At 72.6% G+C, this 15814-nt stretch carries 17 protein-coding genes; 13 read left to right on the forward strand and 4 right to left on the reverse strand.

Annotated elements, in window-relative coordinates:
* Nucleotides 1–63: 63 nt before the first annotated feature.
* The 4 genes from ABWI04_RS25345 (at nt 64) to ABWI04_RS25360 (ending at nt 3644) form a co-directional block, all read left to right on the forward strand.
* Nucleotides 64–1044, forward strand: coding sequence for a nucleoside hydrolase (locus tag ABWI04_RS25345; protein WP_345176604.1), 981 nt, complete (start codon nt 64–66; stop codon nt 1042–1044).
* Nucleotides 1045–1207: 163 nt separating this feature from the next.
* Complete coding sequence (locus ABWI04_RS25350; protein ID WP_345176836.1) at nt 1208–1891, forward strand: PIG-L deacetylase family protein; 684 nt, start codon at nt 1208–1210, stop codon at nt 1889–1891.
* Between the two features lie 177 nt (nt 1892–2068).
* A complete protein-coding gene (locus tag ABWI04_RS25355; RefSeq protein WP_345176603.1) occupies nt 2069–2524 on the forward strand; it encodes an SRPBCC family protein in 456 nt (151 codons plus the stop codon).
* A gap of 250 nt (nt 2525–2774) precedes the next feature.
* Nucleotides 2775–3644, forward strand: a complete 870-nt coding sequence (locus ABWI04_RS25360; protein ID WP_353834004.1) for a serine hydrolase — start codon at nt 2775–2777, stop codon at nt 3642–3644.
* A 127-nt stretch (nt 3645–3771) separates the two neighbouring features.
* Here ABWI04_RS25360 and ABWI04_RS25365 read toward each other — a convergent pair whose 3' ends face one another.
* The 3 genes from ABWI04_RS25365 to ABWI04_RS25375 form a co-directional block, all read right to left on the reverse strand.
* A complete protein-coding gene (locus tag ABWI04_RS25365; protein ID WP_353834005.1) occupies nt 3772–4530 on the reverse strand; it encodes a DUF4190 domain-containing protein in 759 nt (252 codons plus the stop codon).
* 127 nt (nt 4531–4657) lie between these two features.
* Nucleotides 4658–5299 (reverse strand): response regulator, encoded by a 642-nt coding sequence (locus ABWI04_RS25370; protein WP_353834006.1) that lies wholly within the window; start codon nt 5297–5299, stop codon nt 4658–4660.
* A gap of 50 nt (nt 5300–5349) precedes the next feature.
* Nucleotides 5350–6567: an ATP-binding protein gene (locus ABWI04_RS25375; RefSeq protein ID WP_502913159.1), complete on the reverse strand. Its 1218-nt coding sequence runs from the start codon at nt 6565–6567 to the stop codon at nt 5350–5352.
* 150 nt (nt 6568–6717) lie between these two features.
* Here ABWI04_RS25375 and ABWI04_RS25380 point away from each other — a divergent pair, with 150 nt between their 5' ends.
* The 4 genes from ABWI04_RS25380 to ABWI04_RS25395 all read left to right on the forward strand — a co-directional run bounded on the left by ABWI04_RS25380 (nt 6718) and on the right by ABWI04_RS25395 (nt 9877).
* A complete protein-coding gene (locus ABWI04_RS25380; protein ID WP_353834007.1) occupies nt 6718–8091 on the forward strand; it encodes a PspC domain-containing protein in 1374 nt (457 codons plus the stop codon).
* 66 nt (nt 8092–8157) lie between these two features.
* Nucleotides 8158–8382: a hypothetical protein gene (locus ABWI04_RS25385; RefSeq protein WP_345176594.1), complete on the forward strand. Its 225-nt coding sequence runs from the start codon at nt 8158–8160 to the stop codon at nt 8380–8382.
* Between the two features lie 112 nt (nt 8383–8494).
* Nucleotides 8495–9199, forward strand: a complete 705-nt coding sequence (locus ABWI04_RS25390) for a TetR/AcrR family transcriptional regulator (protein WP_345176591.1) — start codon at nt 8495–8497, stop codon at nt 9197–9199.
* Nucleotides 9200–9451: 252 nt separating this feature from the next.
* On the forward strand, nt 9452–9877 hold the full coding sequence (locus ABWI04_RS25395; RefSeq protein ID WP_353834008.1) for a hypothetical protein: 426 nt from the start codon (nt 9452–9454) through the stop codon (nt 9875–9877).
* Here ABWI04_RS25395 and ABWI04_RS25400 read toward each other — a convergent pair.
* Nucleotides 9828–10262 (reverse strand): cysteine dioxygenase, encoded by a 435-nt coding sequence (locus tag ABWI04_RS25400; RefSeq protein WP_353834009.1) that lies wholly within the window; start codon nt 10260–10262, stop codon nt 9828–9830. The two genes, ABWI04_RS25395 and ABWI04_RS25400, sit on opposite strands and share 50 nt — an antisense overlap.
* 707 nt (nt 10263–10969) lie before the next feature.
* Here ABWI04_RS25400 and ABWI04_RS25405 point away from each other — a divergent pair.
* The 5 genes from ABWI04_RS25405 (at nt 10970) to ABWI04_RS25425 (ending at nt 15769) form a co-directional block, all read left to right on the forward strand.
* Nucleotides 10970–11140 (forward strand): hypothetical protein, encoded by a 171-nt coding sequence (locus ABWI04_RS25405; RefSeq protein WP_353834010.1) that lies wholly within the window; start codon nt 10970–10972, stop codon nt 11138–11140.
* Complete coding sequence (locus ABWI04_RS25410) at nt 11137–11844, forward strand: peptidoglycan-binding protein (protein WP_345176582.1); 708 nt, start codon at nt 11137–11139, stop codon at nt 11842–11844. Before ABWI04_RS25405 ends, ABWI04_RS25410 begins: the two co-directional genes overlap by 4 nt.
* Nucleotides 11845–12030: 186 nt before the next feature.
* Complete coding sequence (locus tag ABWI04_RS25415; protein WP_345176581.1) at nt 12031–12522, forward strand: (2Fe-2S)-binding protein; 492 nt, start codon at nt 12031–12033, stop codon at nt 12520–12522.
* The gene (locus tag ABWI04_RS25420) at nt 12519–14918 is read left to right on the forward strand and encodes a xanthine dehydrogenase family protein molybdopterin-binding subunit (protein ID WP_345176578.1); all 2400 of its coding nucleotides are present in this window, start codon (nt 12519–12521) and stop codon (nt 14916–14918) included. The genes ABWI04_RS25415 and ABWI04_RS25420 overlap by 4 nt, the downstream gene beginning before the upstream one ends.
* Entirely contained in the window at nt 14915–15769 is an 855-nt protein-coding gene (locus ABWI04_RS25425; protein WP_353834011.1) for an FAD binding domain-containing protein, read from the forward strand. The genes ABWI04_RS25420 and ABWI04_RS25425 overlap by 4 nt, the downstream gene beginning before the upstream one ends.
* The last annotated feature ends 45 nt before the right edge of the window (nt 15770–15814 follow it).

Below are 15814 nucleotides of genomic sequence, written 5' to 3' on the forward strand. Positions count from 1 at the left end.
GCCCAATCGCCGATCTTGCGAACCGGGGGTGCCCGGAGGTCCGCGCCCGCATAGGTTGCACCCGTGACGAAGGCACCGAAGATCCTTTATGACTGCGACACCGGCATCGACGACGCGATGACGCTGCTGTACCTCGCCTCGCTGGTGCGGGCGGGGAAGGCGGAGCTGGCGGCGGTCGGCACGGTGCACGGCAACATCGACCCGACGACCGGCGCGCTGAACACGCTGCGCGTCCTGGAGGCCGCCGGCGTCCCCGCGGGCGAGCCCGGGCCGGGAGGGCCCGTGGTGCCGGTCGCGGTCGGCGCCGCCCGGCCGATGGCGCAGGACGTCCACTACGCGCTCGACTGGCACGGCACCGACGGCCTCGGCGACACGCACCTCCCCGAGCCCGCGGGGCGCCCGGTCGCCGAGCCCGCCGCCGCGCAGATCGTCCGGCTGGCCCGCGCGATGCCCGGCGAGCTGACCCTGCTCGCGACCGGCCCGCTGACCAACCTCGGCTCGGCGCTGCTGCTGGACGGCGAGCTGCCGTCGCTGATCCGCGAGGTCGTGGTGATGGGCGGCGCGTTCGACCACCCCGGCAACATCACCACGCACGCCGAGGCGAACATCTGGCACGACCCCGAGGCCGCCGACCTGGTGTTCGCGGCGGACTGGCCGATCGTCCTGGTGCCGCTGGACGCGACGCACCCGACCGCCGTCCACGACGACTGGCTGGACAGGCTGGCCGCGCACGACACCCCCGTCGCCCGGTTCGCCGCGAACATCCTGGAGTTCTACGCGGACGCCTACACCCCCACCCTGAGGCGCCGGGGCGCCGTCATCCACGACGCCCTCGCCGCGATGCTGGTCGTCGACCCGGACCTCGGCGAGTACGTCCAGCGTCCGGTGCGCGTGGAGCTGCGGGGCGAGCTGACGCGCGGCACGACCGTGTGGGACGCCCGCTCGCTGCCCGCCGAGGACACCCGCCGTCCGGTGAAGGTGGCCGTGGGCAGCGACGTCGCGCGGTTCCAGGAGCGCCTGCTGTCGGCCCTGCTCACCTTCTGAGCGGCAGCCGCCTCCCGGCCGCCTCGGATCCGGTCACCCGGCGCACCCGGAACGTTCGCCGAAAGCACGGCGTCCGGGTATGCCGGGACCGTTGGCCGACCTTATTGTTGAAGATGTGACCAACGTTCTGGACGACAGCGAAGTGCAGCGGATCCTGGCCGTGATGGCGCACCCCGACGACGTCGACTTCGGCGCGGCCGGGACGGTGGCGCACTGGACGGACCGCGGGATCGAGGTCGTCTACCTCATGATCACCGACGGCGACGCGGGAGGCTTCGACGACGGCGTCACCCGCGAGGAGATGGCCGCCCTGCGCCGCGAGGAGCAGCGCGCCGCGGCCAAGTGCGTCGGGGTCGGCGACGTCCGGTTCCTCGGCTACCCGGACGGGCGGGTCGAGGTGGGCTTCGGCCTGCGCCGCGACATCGCGCGCGTGATCCGGCAGGTGCGCCCGGACCGGGTGCTGATGCCGAGCCCCGAGCGCAACTACGAGCGGATCTACCCCAGCCACCCCGACCACCGGGCCGTCGGCGCGGCCGCGCTCGACGCCGTCTACCCCGACGCCCGCAACCCCTACGCCTATCCGGAGCTGCTCGCCGACGAGGGCCTGGAGGCGTGGACGGCGCGGGAGGTGTGGCTGTCCGGCGGCCCCGTGGTGAACCACTACGTCGACATCACCGACCAGTTCGACCGGAAGGTGAACGCGCTGCGGGCCCACGCGAGCCAGACCGCCCACATGGGGGACGGCCTGCCGGAGATGCTGCGCGGCTGGCTCGCGGCCAACGCCGCCGCCGCGGGGCTGCCCGAGGGACGTCTCGCCGAGTCGTTCCAGGTCGTCGACACCGCCTGAGCCCCGCCACGACTCCCGGGGAACGCGACCCCCGGGTAATGCGCCGCCCTCGCAAAGGCTCACCGAAGCGGTCAGGTCACTCAAGTCTCGGTCACTTAGCAAATACAGTCTCTTACAAGCCGTAATCAGCCTCCGAGCGGGCATGTACCCCCATGTGACAGAACTCGGGGGGTCGTCATGCCGCGTGAGATCGAGGCCACCGCCACATCCGCCGCCGCGCCTGAGGTGATCTTCAAGCACGTCTGCGTGCCGGAGGCATGGGACGAGTGGGGCGGTTTCTGGACCAGGGTGCGGCGGGAGTCCGCCGGTGAGGAGCACCCGAACGGGCTCGGCGCCGTCCGGTACGTCCGGTCGTGGCGGGAGGAGGTCGTGGCCTGGGACCCGCCGCGGCACTACGGCTACATCGCGCTGGCCGGCCACCCGGAGCGGCGCCTTCGCGCCGACATCACGCTGGAGCCGCACTTCGCGGGCACGCTGATCCGCTGGCGCGGCGAGGTGGACGGCTTCCCGGGCACCGGACCGCTCACCAGCGCCGTCCTGCGCCGCCGCCTCGACGCGTACGCGCGCCGGTTGGCGCGGCATTCCGAGCGCTGCGAGCCGGGCTGCCCAGCCCGCCTGCCAGGCGCCCTCTAGGCCCACACGCCACCCAGGCGCGCACCCCGGGGCGACACCTGCCCACGGGGACCCGCGCCCGCGAGCGCCTGCCCCTGAAGAGCCACGTAGAGCCCGTCCGGCCACGCACGACCAAGAACTCGTGCGCGGCCGATGAGTCGCGCACGGCTGGAGGGCTCACACGCAGCCGGTAGGCCACGCGTTCATTTTTGGTTGGGTCGCATGAGTTTCGGGGGAATCGATGCGGCGTCAGTTGGTTGCGCTCGCTCTCTTGGCGGGTGGCGGGGCGGGTTCGGCCGCCTACTGGTTCATGGCGGACGGGGCGCCGCACGGGGGCCGTGTCGTCGCGAACGCGGGCGAGTCCTCATCGGCGGGGCGGGACGTGTCCACGGTCCGGCTGGCGAGTCGCCCATTCGACTCGGGGGCGCTCCGCCAGGCGGTGCGCGCCTATGTCAGGAACCGTCCGGGCAGGGCCGGGGTGATGGTGAAGGACCTCAGGACGGGGGCGTCGTTCGGCGAGAACCAGGACGGGCGGTTCGTCTCCGCCAGCATCATGAAGGTCGACATCCTGGCGAGCCTCCTGCTGCAGCGGCAGGCCGGCGGGCGAGGGCTGAGCGGCACGGAGCGGGCGCTGGCCCGAACGATGATCAGGGAGAGCGACAACGCGGCGGCGGACGCCCTGTACTCCGCGGCCGGTCGCGGCCCCGGAGTCGCGAGGACGAACCTGGCCTTCGGGCTGAAGGACACGAAGCCGTTCCCCACCTCATGGGGGTCGTCCTGGACGAGCCCGGCCGACCAGGTGCGCCTCCTGACGAACCTGGCGTCGGACGAGAGCCCGTTGGAGGCGCGCGGGCGCCGGTACGTCCTCGGTCTGATGGGGTCCGTGCTGGACGAGCAGGCGTGGGGCGTCAGCGCGGCGGCGCGTCCGGGAGAGCGGGTGGCGCTGAAGAACGGCTGGGTGCCGCTCCGCTTCCAGGGGCACGGCTGGTCGATCAACAGCATCGGCCGCGTCAGCGGGCCCGGCCACGACTTCGTCATCGCGGTGTGCAGCGGGGGCAACCCGACGATGGAGACGGGAGTGTCCACCGTCGAACACGTCGCCGACATGGTGGTCGACGGCTTGCGCGGGTCGGGAGCGTGAGGGGGTTCGCGCGGAGGGAAGGCCTCTGGTCCGGAGAAACCGGTACGGAAAGAGGCTGGCGCGGAACCGGGGGAGCCGCGGTTCCGGACCGGGCGGCGGGCCGGCCGCCCAGCGTACGCCGGGAACGTCAGCGGTGCAGAGGTCGCGAGAGCTTCTTGCCGTCGGCGGCGGCCACGGCGACGCAGGTGACGGTGCGGTCGCCGGACTTCCACGAGTCGGCGGTCGGGTAGTAGTAGGAGTTCGCGATGCCCCGCGCGGCCGGGTCGCGGTTGATCCGCGCCTGCGTGCGGAGCTTGCACCCGGTCAGGGCGAGCTGCTGGAGCCGCGCCTCGGGCGGCATGACGTAGCCCTTCAGCCGGAAGACGGCCGTCACCTCGCCGTCGTGCGGCCCCGTGCAGGGCACGATCTTGACGCTCTCCACCTCGACCGGCGCCTCGGTCGCGGTGCTGGTGGCGCCCGAGTTGTCGTTGATGCAGTCGCCGAGCTTCATCTTCTCGGCGTCGACCTCCTTGGGCTTGGTCGGGGTCACCTTGGGCGCGGCCCCGGCGTCGTCGGACGAGCCGTCTCCGCTGAGCGCGAAGGCGGCGATGCCGCCCACGAGCCACAGGCAGGACAGGACGATCCCGGCGATCGCGAGGCCGCGGCCCTTGCCGCCCTTCTTCGCGATCTGGCTGAGCGCGACGGCGCCGAGGACGAGGCCGACGACGCCGAGGCATCCGAGGAGGCCGGTCACGAAGGCGGCGATCGCCAGCCCGTTGGTCTTGTCGGAGTCGGATCCGTACGGGGAGCCGGGACCGTGGTCGCCCGGCATCGGCGGGGGCGGGGGCTGGGGCGGATAGGGGGCCTGCGGGCCCGGCTGCGCGGGCCCGGGTGGTGGATAGGTCATGACGAGCGACTGTTCCACACCGGAGGGTGTTCGTGATCATGATGCGCGGCAACCGGGGATTACGATTCGCTCACAACCGCAGTGAAAACGTTTACTTCCCGGCCCGCCCGGGCAGGGTGTTCCCCCTCTAGACGAGGCGGCGGGCGGCGGCCCAGCGCGACAGCTCGTGCCGGTTCGACAGCTGGAGTTTCCGCAGGACGCTGCTGACGTGCGTCTCCACCGTCTTCACCGAGATGAACAGCTCCTTGGCGATCTCCTTGTAGGCGTAGCCGCGCGCGATCAGCCGCAGCACGTCGCGCTCCCGCTGGGTGATCTGGTCCAGCTCAGGGTCCACGGACGGGGCGTCCGTGGCGGCGAACGCGTCCAGGACGAATCCGGCGAGCCGCGGCGAGAACACGGCGTCCCCGTCGGCGACCCGGCCGATCGCGTCCGTCAGCTCGGGTCCGGAGATCGTCTTGGTCACGTAGCCGCGGGCTCCGCCGCGCACGACGCCGATGACGTCCTCCGCCGCGTCCGACACCGACAGCGCGAGGAACTTGGACGAGACGGCGCCGTGCAGCCGCCGCAGCACCTCGATGCCCCCGCCGCCGGGCAGGTGGACGTCCAGCAGGACCACGTCCGGCCGCGTCTCCCGGATCACCGCGACCGCCTCGTCGACGTCGCCGGCCTCCCCGACGATCTCGACGCCCCCGCCCAGCTCCGCCTTCACGCCGGTCCGGAACATCTGGTGGTCGTCGACCAGCACGACCCTCTTCAACGACCCGCTCATGCCCACGTCCCGCTCCACCTCACCCCGCGCTGCCGCCCCGGCGGCCGCGCTCACGACTTCCTGATCTCCAGGCGCACCTCGGTGCCCTCGCCCGGCGCGGTGCGGACGGTGGCCTTGCCGCCGTTGCGCTCCATACGTCCGATGATGGACCCTCGGACGCCCATCCGGTCCTCCGGGACCTGGTCGAGAACGAATCCCTTGCCCCGGTCGCGGACGAAGATGGCGATCTCGTCGCCCTCCACCTCCGCGTACACCGACACCGAGGGCGCCTCGGCGTACTTGGCGGCGTTCACCATCGCCTCCCGCGCGGCCTGCAGCGCGGCGCCGAGCCGGTCGTCCAGCGCCGTGTCGCCCACGCAGACGACCTCGATCGGGACGTTGTGGTCGTCCTCGACTTCTCCGGCCGCCTCCCGGATCGCGGCGGCGAACGTCTGGTCGGGGTCGGCGCGCGGCTGGTAGAGCCAGCTCCGCAGCGTCCGCTCCTGGGACCGGGCGAGCCGCTGCACCTCGCGGGTGTCGTGCGCGTTCCGCTGGATGAGGGTCAGCGTGTGCAGCACCGAGTCGTGGATGTGGGCGGCCAGCTCCGCGCGCTCCTGGGACCGGATCCGCTCGTGCCGTTCGGCGTCGAGGTCCTGCCAGAGCCGCACGACCCACGGCGTCACGATCACCGCGACCCCGGTCAGGATGATCAGCATGGCGATGAGGACGGACCGCGCCTGGTCGGCCTCCACCTTCTGCGCCACGAAACCGCCGATGCCGCCGACGACGAGGAGCAGGCCGAGCAGGCTGCGCAGCCACCTCTGGCGCAGCGGCAGCGTCCAGCGCTGCCGCTGGTCGCGGTCGGCCTGCTGCCACAGGATCGCGGCGCCGACGCCGCCGACGATGAACGGCCACAGCGCCCACCGGACGACCCCGGCCGCGCCCCACGGCAGCGCCGCCAGCCCGAACGCCACGGCCGCGTAGGCGAGCAGCTGCCCCCAGTCCCGGCCGCGCCGCCGCCCGGCCGCCTCGGCCGAGGACCTCTCCCGGACGGGGAGGAGGATCCAGAACGCGGCATAGGCGGCGAACCCGAGCCCGCTCGCCATCGTGAGCAGGACGAAGGCGCCTCGGACGAGGAACACGTCCACGCCGAGGTGCACGGCCAGCCCCCGGCCCACCCCGGCGACGAGCCGCCCCTCGGCCGCCCGTTCCAGCCGGGCCGGCCCGAGGGGGCTCGCGCCCGCCGGTCCCGGCGGCGCCGCCGGCCGTTCCGCCGTCTCCTGGCTCACCGCCGTCCTTCCCCAGGTTCTCCCACGTCACCGATCGTCACACGCCCGGACATGTTTCGCATCAGGGAACCACCCCGGGCCGGTCTCAGGGTCGGAATCAGGGACGACCCCGATACCGCGCGCCGCGCGGGGCAGGCGACCATGGCTGTCATGGGCGAGAAAGAGGGCCAGAACGAGGACCTGCACGGGCGCACCGACGACGGGCCCGCCGCCGGTGACCGCGGCGCGGCCGGTTACCGGCGGCTCTCGCGGGACGCCGAGCGGAAGGTGCTCGCCGGCGTGTGCACGGGGCTCGGCCGCTACACCGGCATCGACCCGGTCGTGTTCCGCGTCGGGTTGGCGGTCCTCGCGCTCGCGCACGGGCAGGGGATCTTCCTCTACATCGTGGCGGCGCTGCTGATGCCGGCGAGCCCGGGCGAGTCGTCGCTCGCCGAGCAGTGGCTCAAGCGGTGGTTCGACGGGCAGGCCGTCCTGACGATCCTCGGCGCGCTGCTGTGCGTGGGCGTCGCGTTCAGCCTCTTCGGCGGGGTCCCCACCGACGCCATCGCGCCTCTGGTGGTGGTCGGGCTGGTGCTGCTGGTCGCGCACTCCCGGGGCGTCGACCTGATCTCCGTGGCGCGGACCGTCCCCGAACGGATCACCGGGCACACGCCCGAGCCAGCCGCGAAGTGGGCGCGGGCCGAGACCGCGTCCGTCGGCGGCGTCTCGCTCGACAAGGACGTTCCTCCCGGTGAGCCCGGCCCCCTCGGCGGGCCCGGCCCCCTCGGCGAGCACGGGCCGCTCGGCGGGCCCGGAGCCTCCGGGCGGGGCGGGCTGCCCGAGGGCATGATCGATCTCGCCGCGTACTCGGCCGCGTGGACGGACGCGCCCGGCACCGCGCCCGCGGCGCCGGCCCAGGAAGGCTGCGGCGGCCGGACGTCGCCGGTGGCGGCGATCACGCTGCTCGCGGCCATGGGCGCCGGCGCGGCGCTGATCCCGGTGGCCAAGGACCACCCCGCCCCGGACTCCTGGCTGATCGTCATGGCGCCCGCGCTCGCCGTCCTCGGGCTCGGCCTCGTCGTCGGCGGCTGGTTCCGGACGGGCGGCCTCGCCGCGGCCGGGACCGCCCTGACCCTCGCCATGCTGACCACCGCGGTCGCGGGCGACGTCCCGCGCAACGCCGAGTACGGGGAGGTCGACTGGCGCCCGACCGACACCTCCCAAATCGGCCGGGTGTACAAGGTGGGCGTCGGGCAGGGCGACCTCGACCTCACCGCGCTGCCGGTCGCGGCCGGCCAGCGGGTCACGATCGACGCCGAGGTCGGGCTCGGCGGCCTGGAGGTCACGGTGCCGCCCACCGCCCGGGTGCTGGTGGACGCGCGGATCGGCCTCGGCGACGTGCGGATCGACCACCGGACGACGAGCGGGCCCGCCGCCAGGGTCGTGCGGACCCTGGAGCCGGAGGTCGCGCACGCCGCGAACCCGCCGGTGATCGTCCTGCGGATCCGCGGCAAGCTCGGAGACGTGGACGTGCACCGTGTCTGAGATCCCGCGCGCGCGTGGGACGGGTTCCGGCGAGACAGGTCACAGCGAGTGAAGGCGGGCAGGGAGATGGCCGGTAAGAAGGCGGCGGGCGAGAAGCGGTTCCGGTTCGATCCGGCGGGGCCCGTGACGGGGCTGTTCTTCCTCGCACTGGCGGGGCTGTTCCTCGCGGACGGCCTGACGGACGGGGACGTCCTGCCCGTGACGGCGATGGTCCCGGTCGTGCTGATCGGCCTGGGGCTGGTCGGAACCGTCCGGGTGCTGACCCGCTCGCGGCGCCGCCACCTGCGCTGACGCGCCGGCGCCGCGGCGCCGCTGTGACCCGTGCCGCACGGCCCGGGGCTTCCCCCCGGACGGCGAACGCCGAGTAATGTGACCTCGACGGCAGGTGACGGATCGAGGGCCGATGGCGGGGAAGGCCGGGACACCGGAGACGGGGTGCGCCGAGGCGCTGCCCGGATCCCGGTCCGCGCTGGACCCGCGCCGCGCCATCAAGCCGGGCCGCCACGGCCTCTCCCCCGAGACCGTCGCCGGGATCCAGCGGGAGCGGCTGATCGACGCGCTCGTCCACGTCGTCTCGGAGCGGGGCTTCGCGCACACGACGATCAGCGGGGTCACCGAGGGCGCGGGCGTCACGAAGAAGACGTTCTACGCGCACTTCTCCGACCTCGACGCGTGCTTCCTCGCCGCCTACCAGCGCGGCATGGACATCCTGCTCCGCCGGATGACGGAGGCCTACGAGGCCGCGCCGTCCTGGCCGGACGGCATCCACGCGGCGCTTCGCGCGCTCCTCGCCGCCCTCGCCCGCGAACCGCGGTTCGCGCGGGCGTCGCTGGTGGAGGTGAACGCGGCGGGGCCGCAGGTCAGGCAGGCGCGCCTCGACAATCTCACCCGGTTCCGCGCCTTCTTCACCGATCCGTCCCTGGCTCCCGTTCCGACCCCGGTGGTGGACGCGATCGTGGGCGGCATCTACAGCGCGATCCACGTCCAGATGGAGACGGGCGAGGCGGAGGAGCTTCCGTCGCTGCTGCCGTCCCTCACCTATTTCGCGCTGCTCCCCCTCGTCGGCCGCGAGGCCGCCTCCCCCTACCTGACCGGCGACCCCGGCTGACCTGGCCTGACCGGCGCCGTACGGGTTCCTGGCCGCCCCGGGCCCGGCGCACCCCCTCCCCGGCCGGCCGCTGACCGGAAGCGGCCGGAGGCCCCCGTCCCCCTTGACGTGAAAAACCCACGGGTTTCTATTGGTGTGGATCTTGCGTGGGACCTCCGGGCGGTCCGGGCCGTCCCGCGCCGACCCCCGGTGCACGCGCGGCGGGCCTAATCCCCCGGGGCCCGCCGCGCGCTCTCTTTCCCTGGAGGACCCATGCGGCCGGCCGTGGCCACGCTGTGCCTGTCCCTCGCCGCGCTGCTCGCCGCCTCGCTGGCCGGCTGCAGCGACGCGGGCGAGCCGGAGCCGGCGCGGTCCTCACCGGCCGCGCCGGCGGCTCGTCCGACGCCGCCGGTGCTGAACGGGGTCCGGCCCGGCGCGGAGAAGAAGTCGCCGCTGGACGGCACCTGGACGGCGGGATCCGGTTCGCGGCGCGTGGCGCTCTTCCTCTACCGGGGCGCCGCCGCGCTGAACGCGCCGGGCTTCTGCACCGGCACCGTGGACGCGCAGGGCCGGATCAAGCTGAGCTGCGCGAACGGCTCCCGTGACCGGCTCGACGGGCGGGCCGCCCTGCGCTCGGGCGAGCTGGTGGTCACGTGGGCGGGAGGTCCCAGGGACGTCCTGCACCGGCGTGCAGGCTGACCGCGAACGCCGGACCCGGATTCGTCAGCGCGGGCGGGCCGCCGTGGACGCGGACCCGGTTGGCCCGGAGCGGACGCTCGGTGACGCCGCGCGCGGTGATCGTCACCTCGGCCAGCTCGCCCGCGATCAGGGTGCTGACCCGGGTGGGGATCGTCCCGCCGTGGCCGGGCGGCCAGGTCGTCAGCCAGGTCCGGCCGTCCAGCGGGACGTGCACCGGCCCGGCGGCGTCGAACCGGACGAGGCGCCACCACTCGCCGGGGCGTCCGGCGAGGTCGCCGACGCGGGCGGCGAGCTGCCCGACGGTCGCGGTACGGACGGCGGTGGCGCGGCCGTGCGGATCGTCCTGGCCGCGCATGGTGAGGTCGGGAACCACGGAAAGGTCCATGGGAAGTCCTTCGTGCAGGTGTGCCGGCTGGGAAGGGGACCGTCAGCGAGAGCGACGATCACCCGGAAGGGGGATCAGCGACAACACGAAGGACACAGCGCGCTGGCCACGCGGCCCAGGGCCACGGGACTGTCGGTCTGCACGCGCTTCGTCACGCACACAAGGAGACACTCGGTAACCGAAGCTTGTCAAGCTGATCACTCGGAGTCGACCGGAATCTTCCCGGCGAGGGCCCTCGCGGCGCCTCGACGGGCCTCGCCCCGCGCCGCCGGCTCAGCGGCTGAGGAACACGTAAACGACCCACGTGAGCACCAGGGTCACGAGCAGCGACCCCAGGCAACCCAGGCGGGAAGAGAAAAAGAAGAACATAGGCGGCCCCTACCCCGGAAACGCCAAATATCCCCTGCTCAGAACGGTGGCGCCCGCCCCGAACGGCGTCCGCGCGGCCGAGGCCCGGGCGGCCTCCCGCTTCTGAGGGACGGGTCGTGAATGGCTCCGGCCGATCGACCGTCGTCGCTGGTGAACGGCAGAAATCCAGCAATCACGTGTTTTCGCCCAAAAACCGGAGAAAGTGGGGTTGTTCCCATTACGGTCGGCCCGGAGCCGCTGACGGAACGGATCAGGCTCCCGACCGATCGGACACTCCGACGCTGCGGAGAAGCAACGTGACCCCCCAGACCGAAACAGACACCGCGGAAGCGACTCACATGGACGAGGTGGACGTCAATCCCGACGTCCACCGGGCCACCGAACCCGACGAGGAGCAGATCCTCCGGGAGCTGTACGGCGAGCCCGACGCCGACGGCATCTTCCGCGGACAGGGCGCGGCCCTCCTGGACGAGACCCAGCAGGACGGGACCGAGGAGGACCCGTCATGAGCGCCGCGGGAATGATCGCCGAGGCCCGCAAGTCGCTCGGGATGGCGGGACGCCCGAACACCATCACCCGGGAGTACGCCTCCAGGCACGGAAGCGAGTTCCTCAAGGCGTCCTGGTGCGACATGGCCATCACCTACTGGGCGCGGCACAGCGGCAACGCGGGCGCCGTCCTGCCCGGCGGGGACCGCGCCTACACCGTGTGGCACGCGCAGGACTTCCAGAAGGCCGGGCGCTGGCACAGCGGGACCACCGCGAGCGTCAACCAGGCCAAGCCCGGCGACATCGTGTTCTTCGACTGGGGCGCCACCAACAGCATCGGCGCGATCGACCATGTCGGCGTCGTCGAGAAGGTCCTCGGCGGCGGGCGGCTGCAGACGATCGAGGGCAACACGAGCGACTCGGTGAGGCGCCGCGTCAGGGACTCCAGTGTCATCGCTGGTTATGGACGGCCCGCCTACGGCGGGGGCAACTGGACGGAGGACATGGTGAAGAAGCTGCCGCAGCTGAACAAGGGCGACTCCGGCGAGCACGTGGAGACCCTGCAGGGGCTGCTGCTGGCGCGCAGCCACCCCGAGGTGAGCATGACCGGCAAGTTCGACGACGAGACCGAGAAGGCCGTGAAGGCCGTGCAGCGGTGGGGCGGCGTCGACGACGACGGGGTCGTCGGGCCGAAGACCTGGCCGGTTCTGCTCCGCGTGCACTAGCGGCCATGAGAACCCCAGACGTCGGTAAATAAGCGACGCCGGGGACTAGTACGGCATTCAACCCCGGCATAGGTTCGGAGGGTCGCCTTCCACGGAGGTGGCCCCGATGACGTGGCCGGATCAGCGCGCTCCTCCCAGGGACGTCTCTCTCGCTGTCCACCCCGAGACGTCCCTGGGAGAAACCGCATGCCACGTATCCGTGTGGAGGTCGACGGAGCGACGTACGAAGACGACGTCGAGCCGCGCCTCCTTCTCGTCCAATATCTGCGCGAACGGCTGGGAAAGGTCGGGACCCCGGTCGGGTGCGACACCAGCAACTGCGGAGCCTGCACCGTCCTGATGGACGGGATGAGCGTGAAGAGCTGCTCCGTGCTCGCCGTCCAGGCGGACGGCCATGACGTGACGACCGTCGAGGGGCTCGGCGTCGACGGCGAGACGCACCCGATGCAGCGGGCCTTCCACGAGGAGCACGCGCTGCAGTGCGGCTACTGCACGCCCGGCATGATCATGGCGTCGCTCGACCTGCTGAGGGAGAATCCCGACCCGTCCGAGGACGAGGTGCGGGAGGGGCTCGAAGGGAACCTGTGCAGGTGCACCGGTTACCAGAACATCGTCAAGGCCGTGCGGCGGGCGGCGAGCGACATGCGCGAGCCCGGCCGGCAGGAGGTGACGCCGTGACCGTGCAGGAGGTCGGCTCCCCGCGCAAACGGTCGGAGGACGCGCGGCTCATCACGGGCCGGACGCGGTGGACCGACAACATGACCCCGGCGGGGACGCTGCACGTGGCGTTCCTGCGCAGCCCGTTCGCGCACGCCCGGATCACCGGGGTCGACACCGCGCCCGCGAAGGAGCGTCCCGGCGTCGTCGCCGTGTTCAGCGGCCGGGATTTCGCCGCGGAACAGGGTTCGCTGCCCTGCGCGTGGGTCGTGACCGAGGACATGAAGCATCCGGCCCACCCGCCCATGGCGGTGGACGAGGTCCGCTACGTCGGCGAGCCCGTCGCATGCGTCGTGGCCCGCGACAAGGCCGCGGCCATCGACGCCCTGGAGGAGATAGACGTCGACTACGAGCCGCTGTCCGCCGTCGTGGACATGGAGGCGGCCCTAGCCGACGGCGCCGATCTGGTGCACGAGGACCTGGGCACGAACAAGTCCTACACGTGGGTGTTCGAGAACGGGGATCTCGACGCGGCGATGCGGGACGCGCCGGTCGTGCTGGAGCGCCGCTTCGTCCAGCAGAGGCTCATCCCGACGGCCATGGAGCCGCGGTCGGTGCTGTGCGTCCCCGAGGGGGACGAGTTCACGCTGTACTCGGCCACGCAGATCCCGCACATCCTGCGGTTGATGCTGGCCACGGTCACCGAGATCCCCGAGCACCGGATCCGGGTCGTCGCGCCGGACGTCGGCGGCGGCTTCGGCTCCAAGCTGCAGGTGTACGGGGAGGAGGTCCTCGCGCTCCTGCTCGCCCGCAGGCTGGGCCGTCCGGTCAAGTGGACGGAGACCCGCAGCGAGGGCAACATGACCGTCCACCACGGCCGCGACCAGATCCAGCGGCTCACGCTCGCCGCCGAGCGCGACGGCCGGATCCGCGGCCTGAAGGTCGAACTGCTGGCCGACATGGGCGCGTACCTGATGCTGGTCACCCCCGGCATCCCGCTGCTGGGCGCGTTCATGTTCAACGGCATCTACAAGATGGACGCGCTGTCGTTCACCTGCACGGGGGTCTTCACCACCAAGACGCCCACGGACGCCTACCGGGGTGCGGGCCGCCCGGAGGCCACCTTCGGCATCGAGCGGATGATGGACGAGCTGGCCCACGAACTGGGCATCGACCCCATCGAGGTACGGCGCCGCAACTGGATCGCGCACGAGGAGTTCCCGTACGAGACGATCGCGGGCCTCACGTACGACACGGGCAACTACGAGGCGGCGACCGACAAGGCGCTGGAGCTGTTCGAGTACGACAAGCTCCGTGCGGAGCAGGCGGACAGGCGGGAACGGCGCGATCCGGTGCAGCTGGGCATCGGGGTCTCGACGTTCACGGAGATGTGCGGTCTCGCCCCGTCCCGGGTCCTCGGGTCGCTGTCGTACGGTGCCGGCGGCTGGGAGCACGCGTCGGTGCGGGTGCTGCCGTCCGGCAAGGTCGAGGTGGTCACCGGCTCGTCCCCGCACGGGCAGGGCCACGCGACGGCGTGGGCGCAGATCACCGCCGACCGGCTCGGCGTGCCGTTCGAGGACGTGAAGGTCCTGCACGGCGACACCGCCATCTCGCCCAAGGGAATGGACACCTACGGGTCCCGTTCCCTGGCCGTGGGAGGGGTCGCGCTGTTCTCCGCCTGCGAGAAGGTGGTGGACAAGGCCCGCAAGGTGGCCGCGCATCTGCTGGAGGCGTCCGAGCAGGATCTGGAGTTCTCCGGTGGGCGGTTCAGCGTCCGCGGCGTCCAGGAGGAGGGCAGGACGATCCAGGAGGTGGCGCTGGCCGCGTTCGCCGCGCACGACCTGCCGGACGGCATCGAACCGTCTCTGGACTCCGACGCCACGTTCGACCCGGAGAACTTCTCCTTCCCGCACGGCACGCACCTGTGCGCGGCCGAGGTCGACACCGAGACCGGGATGGTGAAGCTCCGCAAGTACGTGGCGGTGGACGACGTGGGCAAGGTCGTGAATCCGCTCATCGTGGAGGGGCAGGTCCACGGCGGGCTCGCGCAGGGCATCGCCCAGGCGCTCTACGAGGAGGCCGTGTACGACGCGGACGGCAACCTGACGACGACCACGATGGCCGACTACCTGGTCCCGTCCGCCGCGGACCTTCCGACGTTCACGACGGACCGCACCGAGACGCCCGCGACGTCCAACCCGATGGGGGTGAAGGGCGTCGGCGAGGCCGGAACGATCGCCTCGACCCCCGCGGTCGTCAACGCGATCGTGGACGCGCTGCGCCCCTACGGGGTGCACGACGTGCGGATGCCGTGCACGCCGGAACGCGTGTGGCGCGCGATGCGCGCGGAGGAGAAGCCGGCGGCCGCGGAACCGGGCGCGGGCGGCGGACTCGGCTCGGCCGGAGGTGACCAGTGATACCCGCGACGTTCGACTACGTCCGTCCCGCGTCGGTGGACGACGCCGTCCAGGTGCTGGCCGACGCGGGCGAGGACGCCAAGGTGCTGGCGGGAGGGCAGAGCCTGATGCCGCTGCTGCGGCTGCGGCTCGCCTACCCCGACGCGCTGATCGACCTGGGCCGGCTCGGCGCGCTCCGGGAGATCCGCGACGAGGGGGACTCGCTGTTCATCGGCGCCATGGCGACGCACCATCAGGTGATCCGCGATCCGCTGGTGCGCGAGCACGTCCCGCTGATCGTGCAGGCGACGGAGACCGTCGCCGACCCGGCGGTCCGGCACCGCGGCACCTTCGGCGGGTCGCTCGCCCACGCGGACCCGGCGGGCGACCTGCCCGCCGTGGCGCTCGCGCTGGACGCGGTGTTCCTCGTCCGGTCCTCGCGCGGCGAGAGGGAGATCCCCGCGTCGGAGTTCTTCGTCGACTGGATGACGTCGGCGATGGAGCCGGACGAGCTGCTCGTGGGCGTGCGCGTGCCGAAACTGGGTGCGGGCTGGGGCGTGCACTACGAGAAGTTCCACCGGACCGCGCAGGCATGGGCGATCGTCGCGGTGGCGTGCGCCGTCCACCGCAACGGTGACGGCATCGAGGAGGCGCGCGTCGCGCTGACGAACATGGGCCCCGCGCCGGTCAGGGCGAGCGCGGTGGAGACCGCCGTGAGAGGGGGGCCGGCGTCGGAGGACGCGTTCCGGACCGCCGCGGCGCAGGCCGCGGCGGGCACGGAGCCGCCCACCGACCTGCACGGGTCGTCGGAGTACCGGGCCCACCTGGCGACGGTGCTGACGGCGCGCGCCCAAGCCATCCACCCGCCTTGACCATGCTCGGTCGCCGTGTCGCGAATGTGGGTGAACGACCCCGCC

The sequence above is a fragment of the Actinomadura sp. NPDC000929 genome (genome assembly GCF_040492065.1).
GTDB classification, from domain to species: domain Bacteria; phylum Actinomycetota; class Actinomycetes; order Streptosporangiales; family Streptosporangiaceae; genus Spirillospora; species Spirillospora verrucosospora.

Coding starts and splice junctions, on each gene's coding strand:
- ABWI04_RS25350 (WP_345176836.1), top strand. CDS start 1,208: ATGGCGCACCCCGACGACGTCGACTTCGGCGCGGCCGGGACGGTGGCG.
- ABWI04_RS25355 (WP_345176603.1), top strand. CDS start 2,069: ATGCCGCGTGAGATCGAGGCCACCGCCACATCCGCCGCCGCGCCTGAG.
- ABWI04_RS25365 (WP_353834005.1), bottom strand. CDS start 4,530: ATGACCTATCCACCACCCGGGCCCGCGCAGCCGGGCCCGCAGGCCCCC.
- ABWI04_RS25370 (WP_353834006.1), bottom strand. CDS start 5,299: ATGAGCGGGTCGTTGAAGAGGGTCGTGCTGGTCGACGACCACCAGATG.
- ABWI04_RS25380 (WP_353834007.1), top strand. CDS start 6,718: ATGGGCGAGAAAGAGGGCCAGAACGAGGACCTGCACGGGCGCACCGAC.
- ABWI04_RS25385 (WP_345176594.1), top strand. CDS start 8,158: ATGGCCGGTAAGAAGGCGGCGGGCGAGAAGCGGTTCCGGTTCGATCCG.
- ABWI04_RS25390 (WP_345176591.1), top strand. CDS start 8,495: ATGGCGGGGAAGGCCGGGACACCGGAGACGGGGTGCGCCGAGGCGCTG.
- ABWI04_RS25395 (WP_353834008.1), top strand. CDS start 9,452: ATGCGGCCGGCCGTGGCCACGCTGTGCCTGTCCCTCGCCGCGCTGCTC.
- ABWI04_RS25400 (WP_353834009.1), bottom strand. CDS start 10,262: ATGGACCTTTCCGTGGTTCCCGACCTCACCATGCGCGGCCAGGACGAT.
- ABWI04_RS25405 (WP_353834010.1), top strand. CDS start 10,970: ATGGACGAGGTGGACGTCAATCCCGACGTCCACCGGGCCACCGAACCC.
- ABWI04_RS25410 (WP_345176582.1), top strand. CDS start 11,137: ATGAGCGCCGCGGGAATGATCGCCGAGGCCCGCAAGTCGCTCGGGATG.
- ABWI04_RS25415 (WP_345176581.1), top strand. CDS start 12,031: ATGCCACGTATCCGTGTGGAGGTCGACGGAGCGACGTACGAAGACGAC.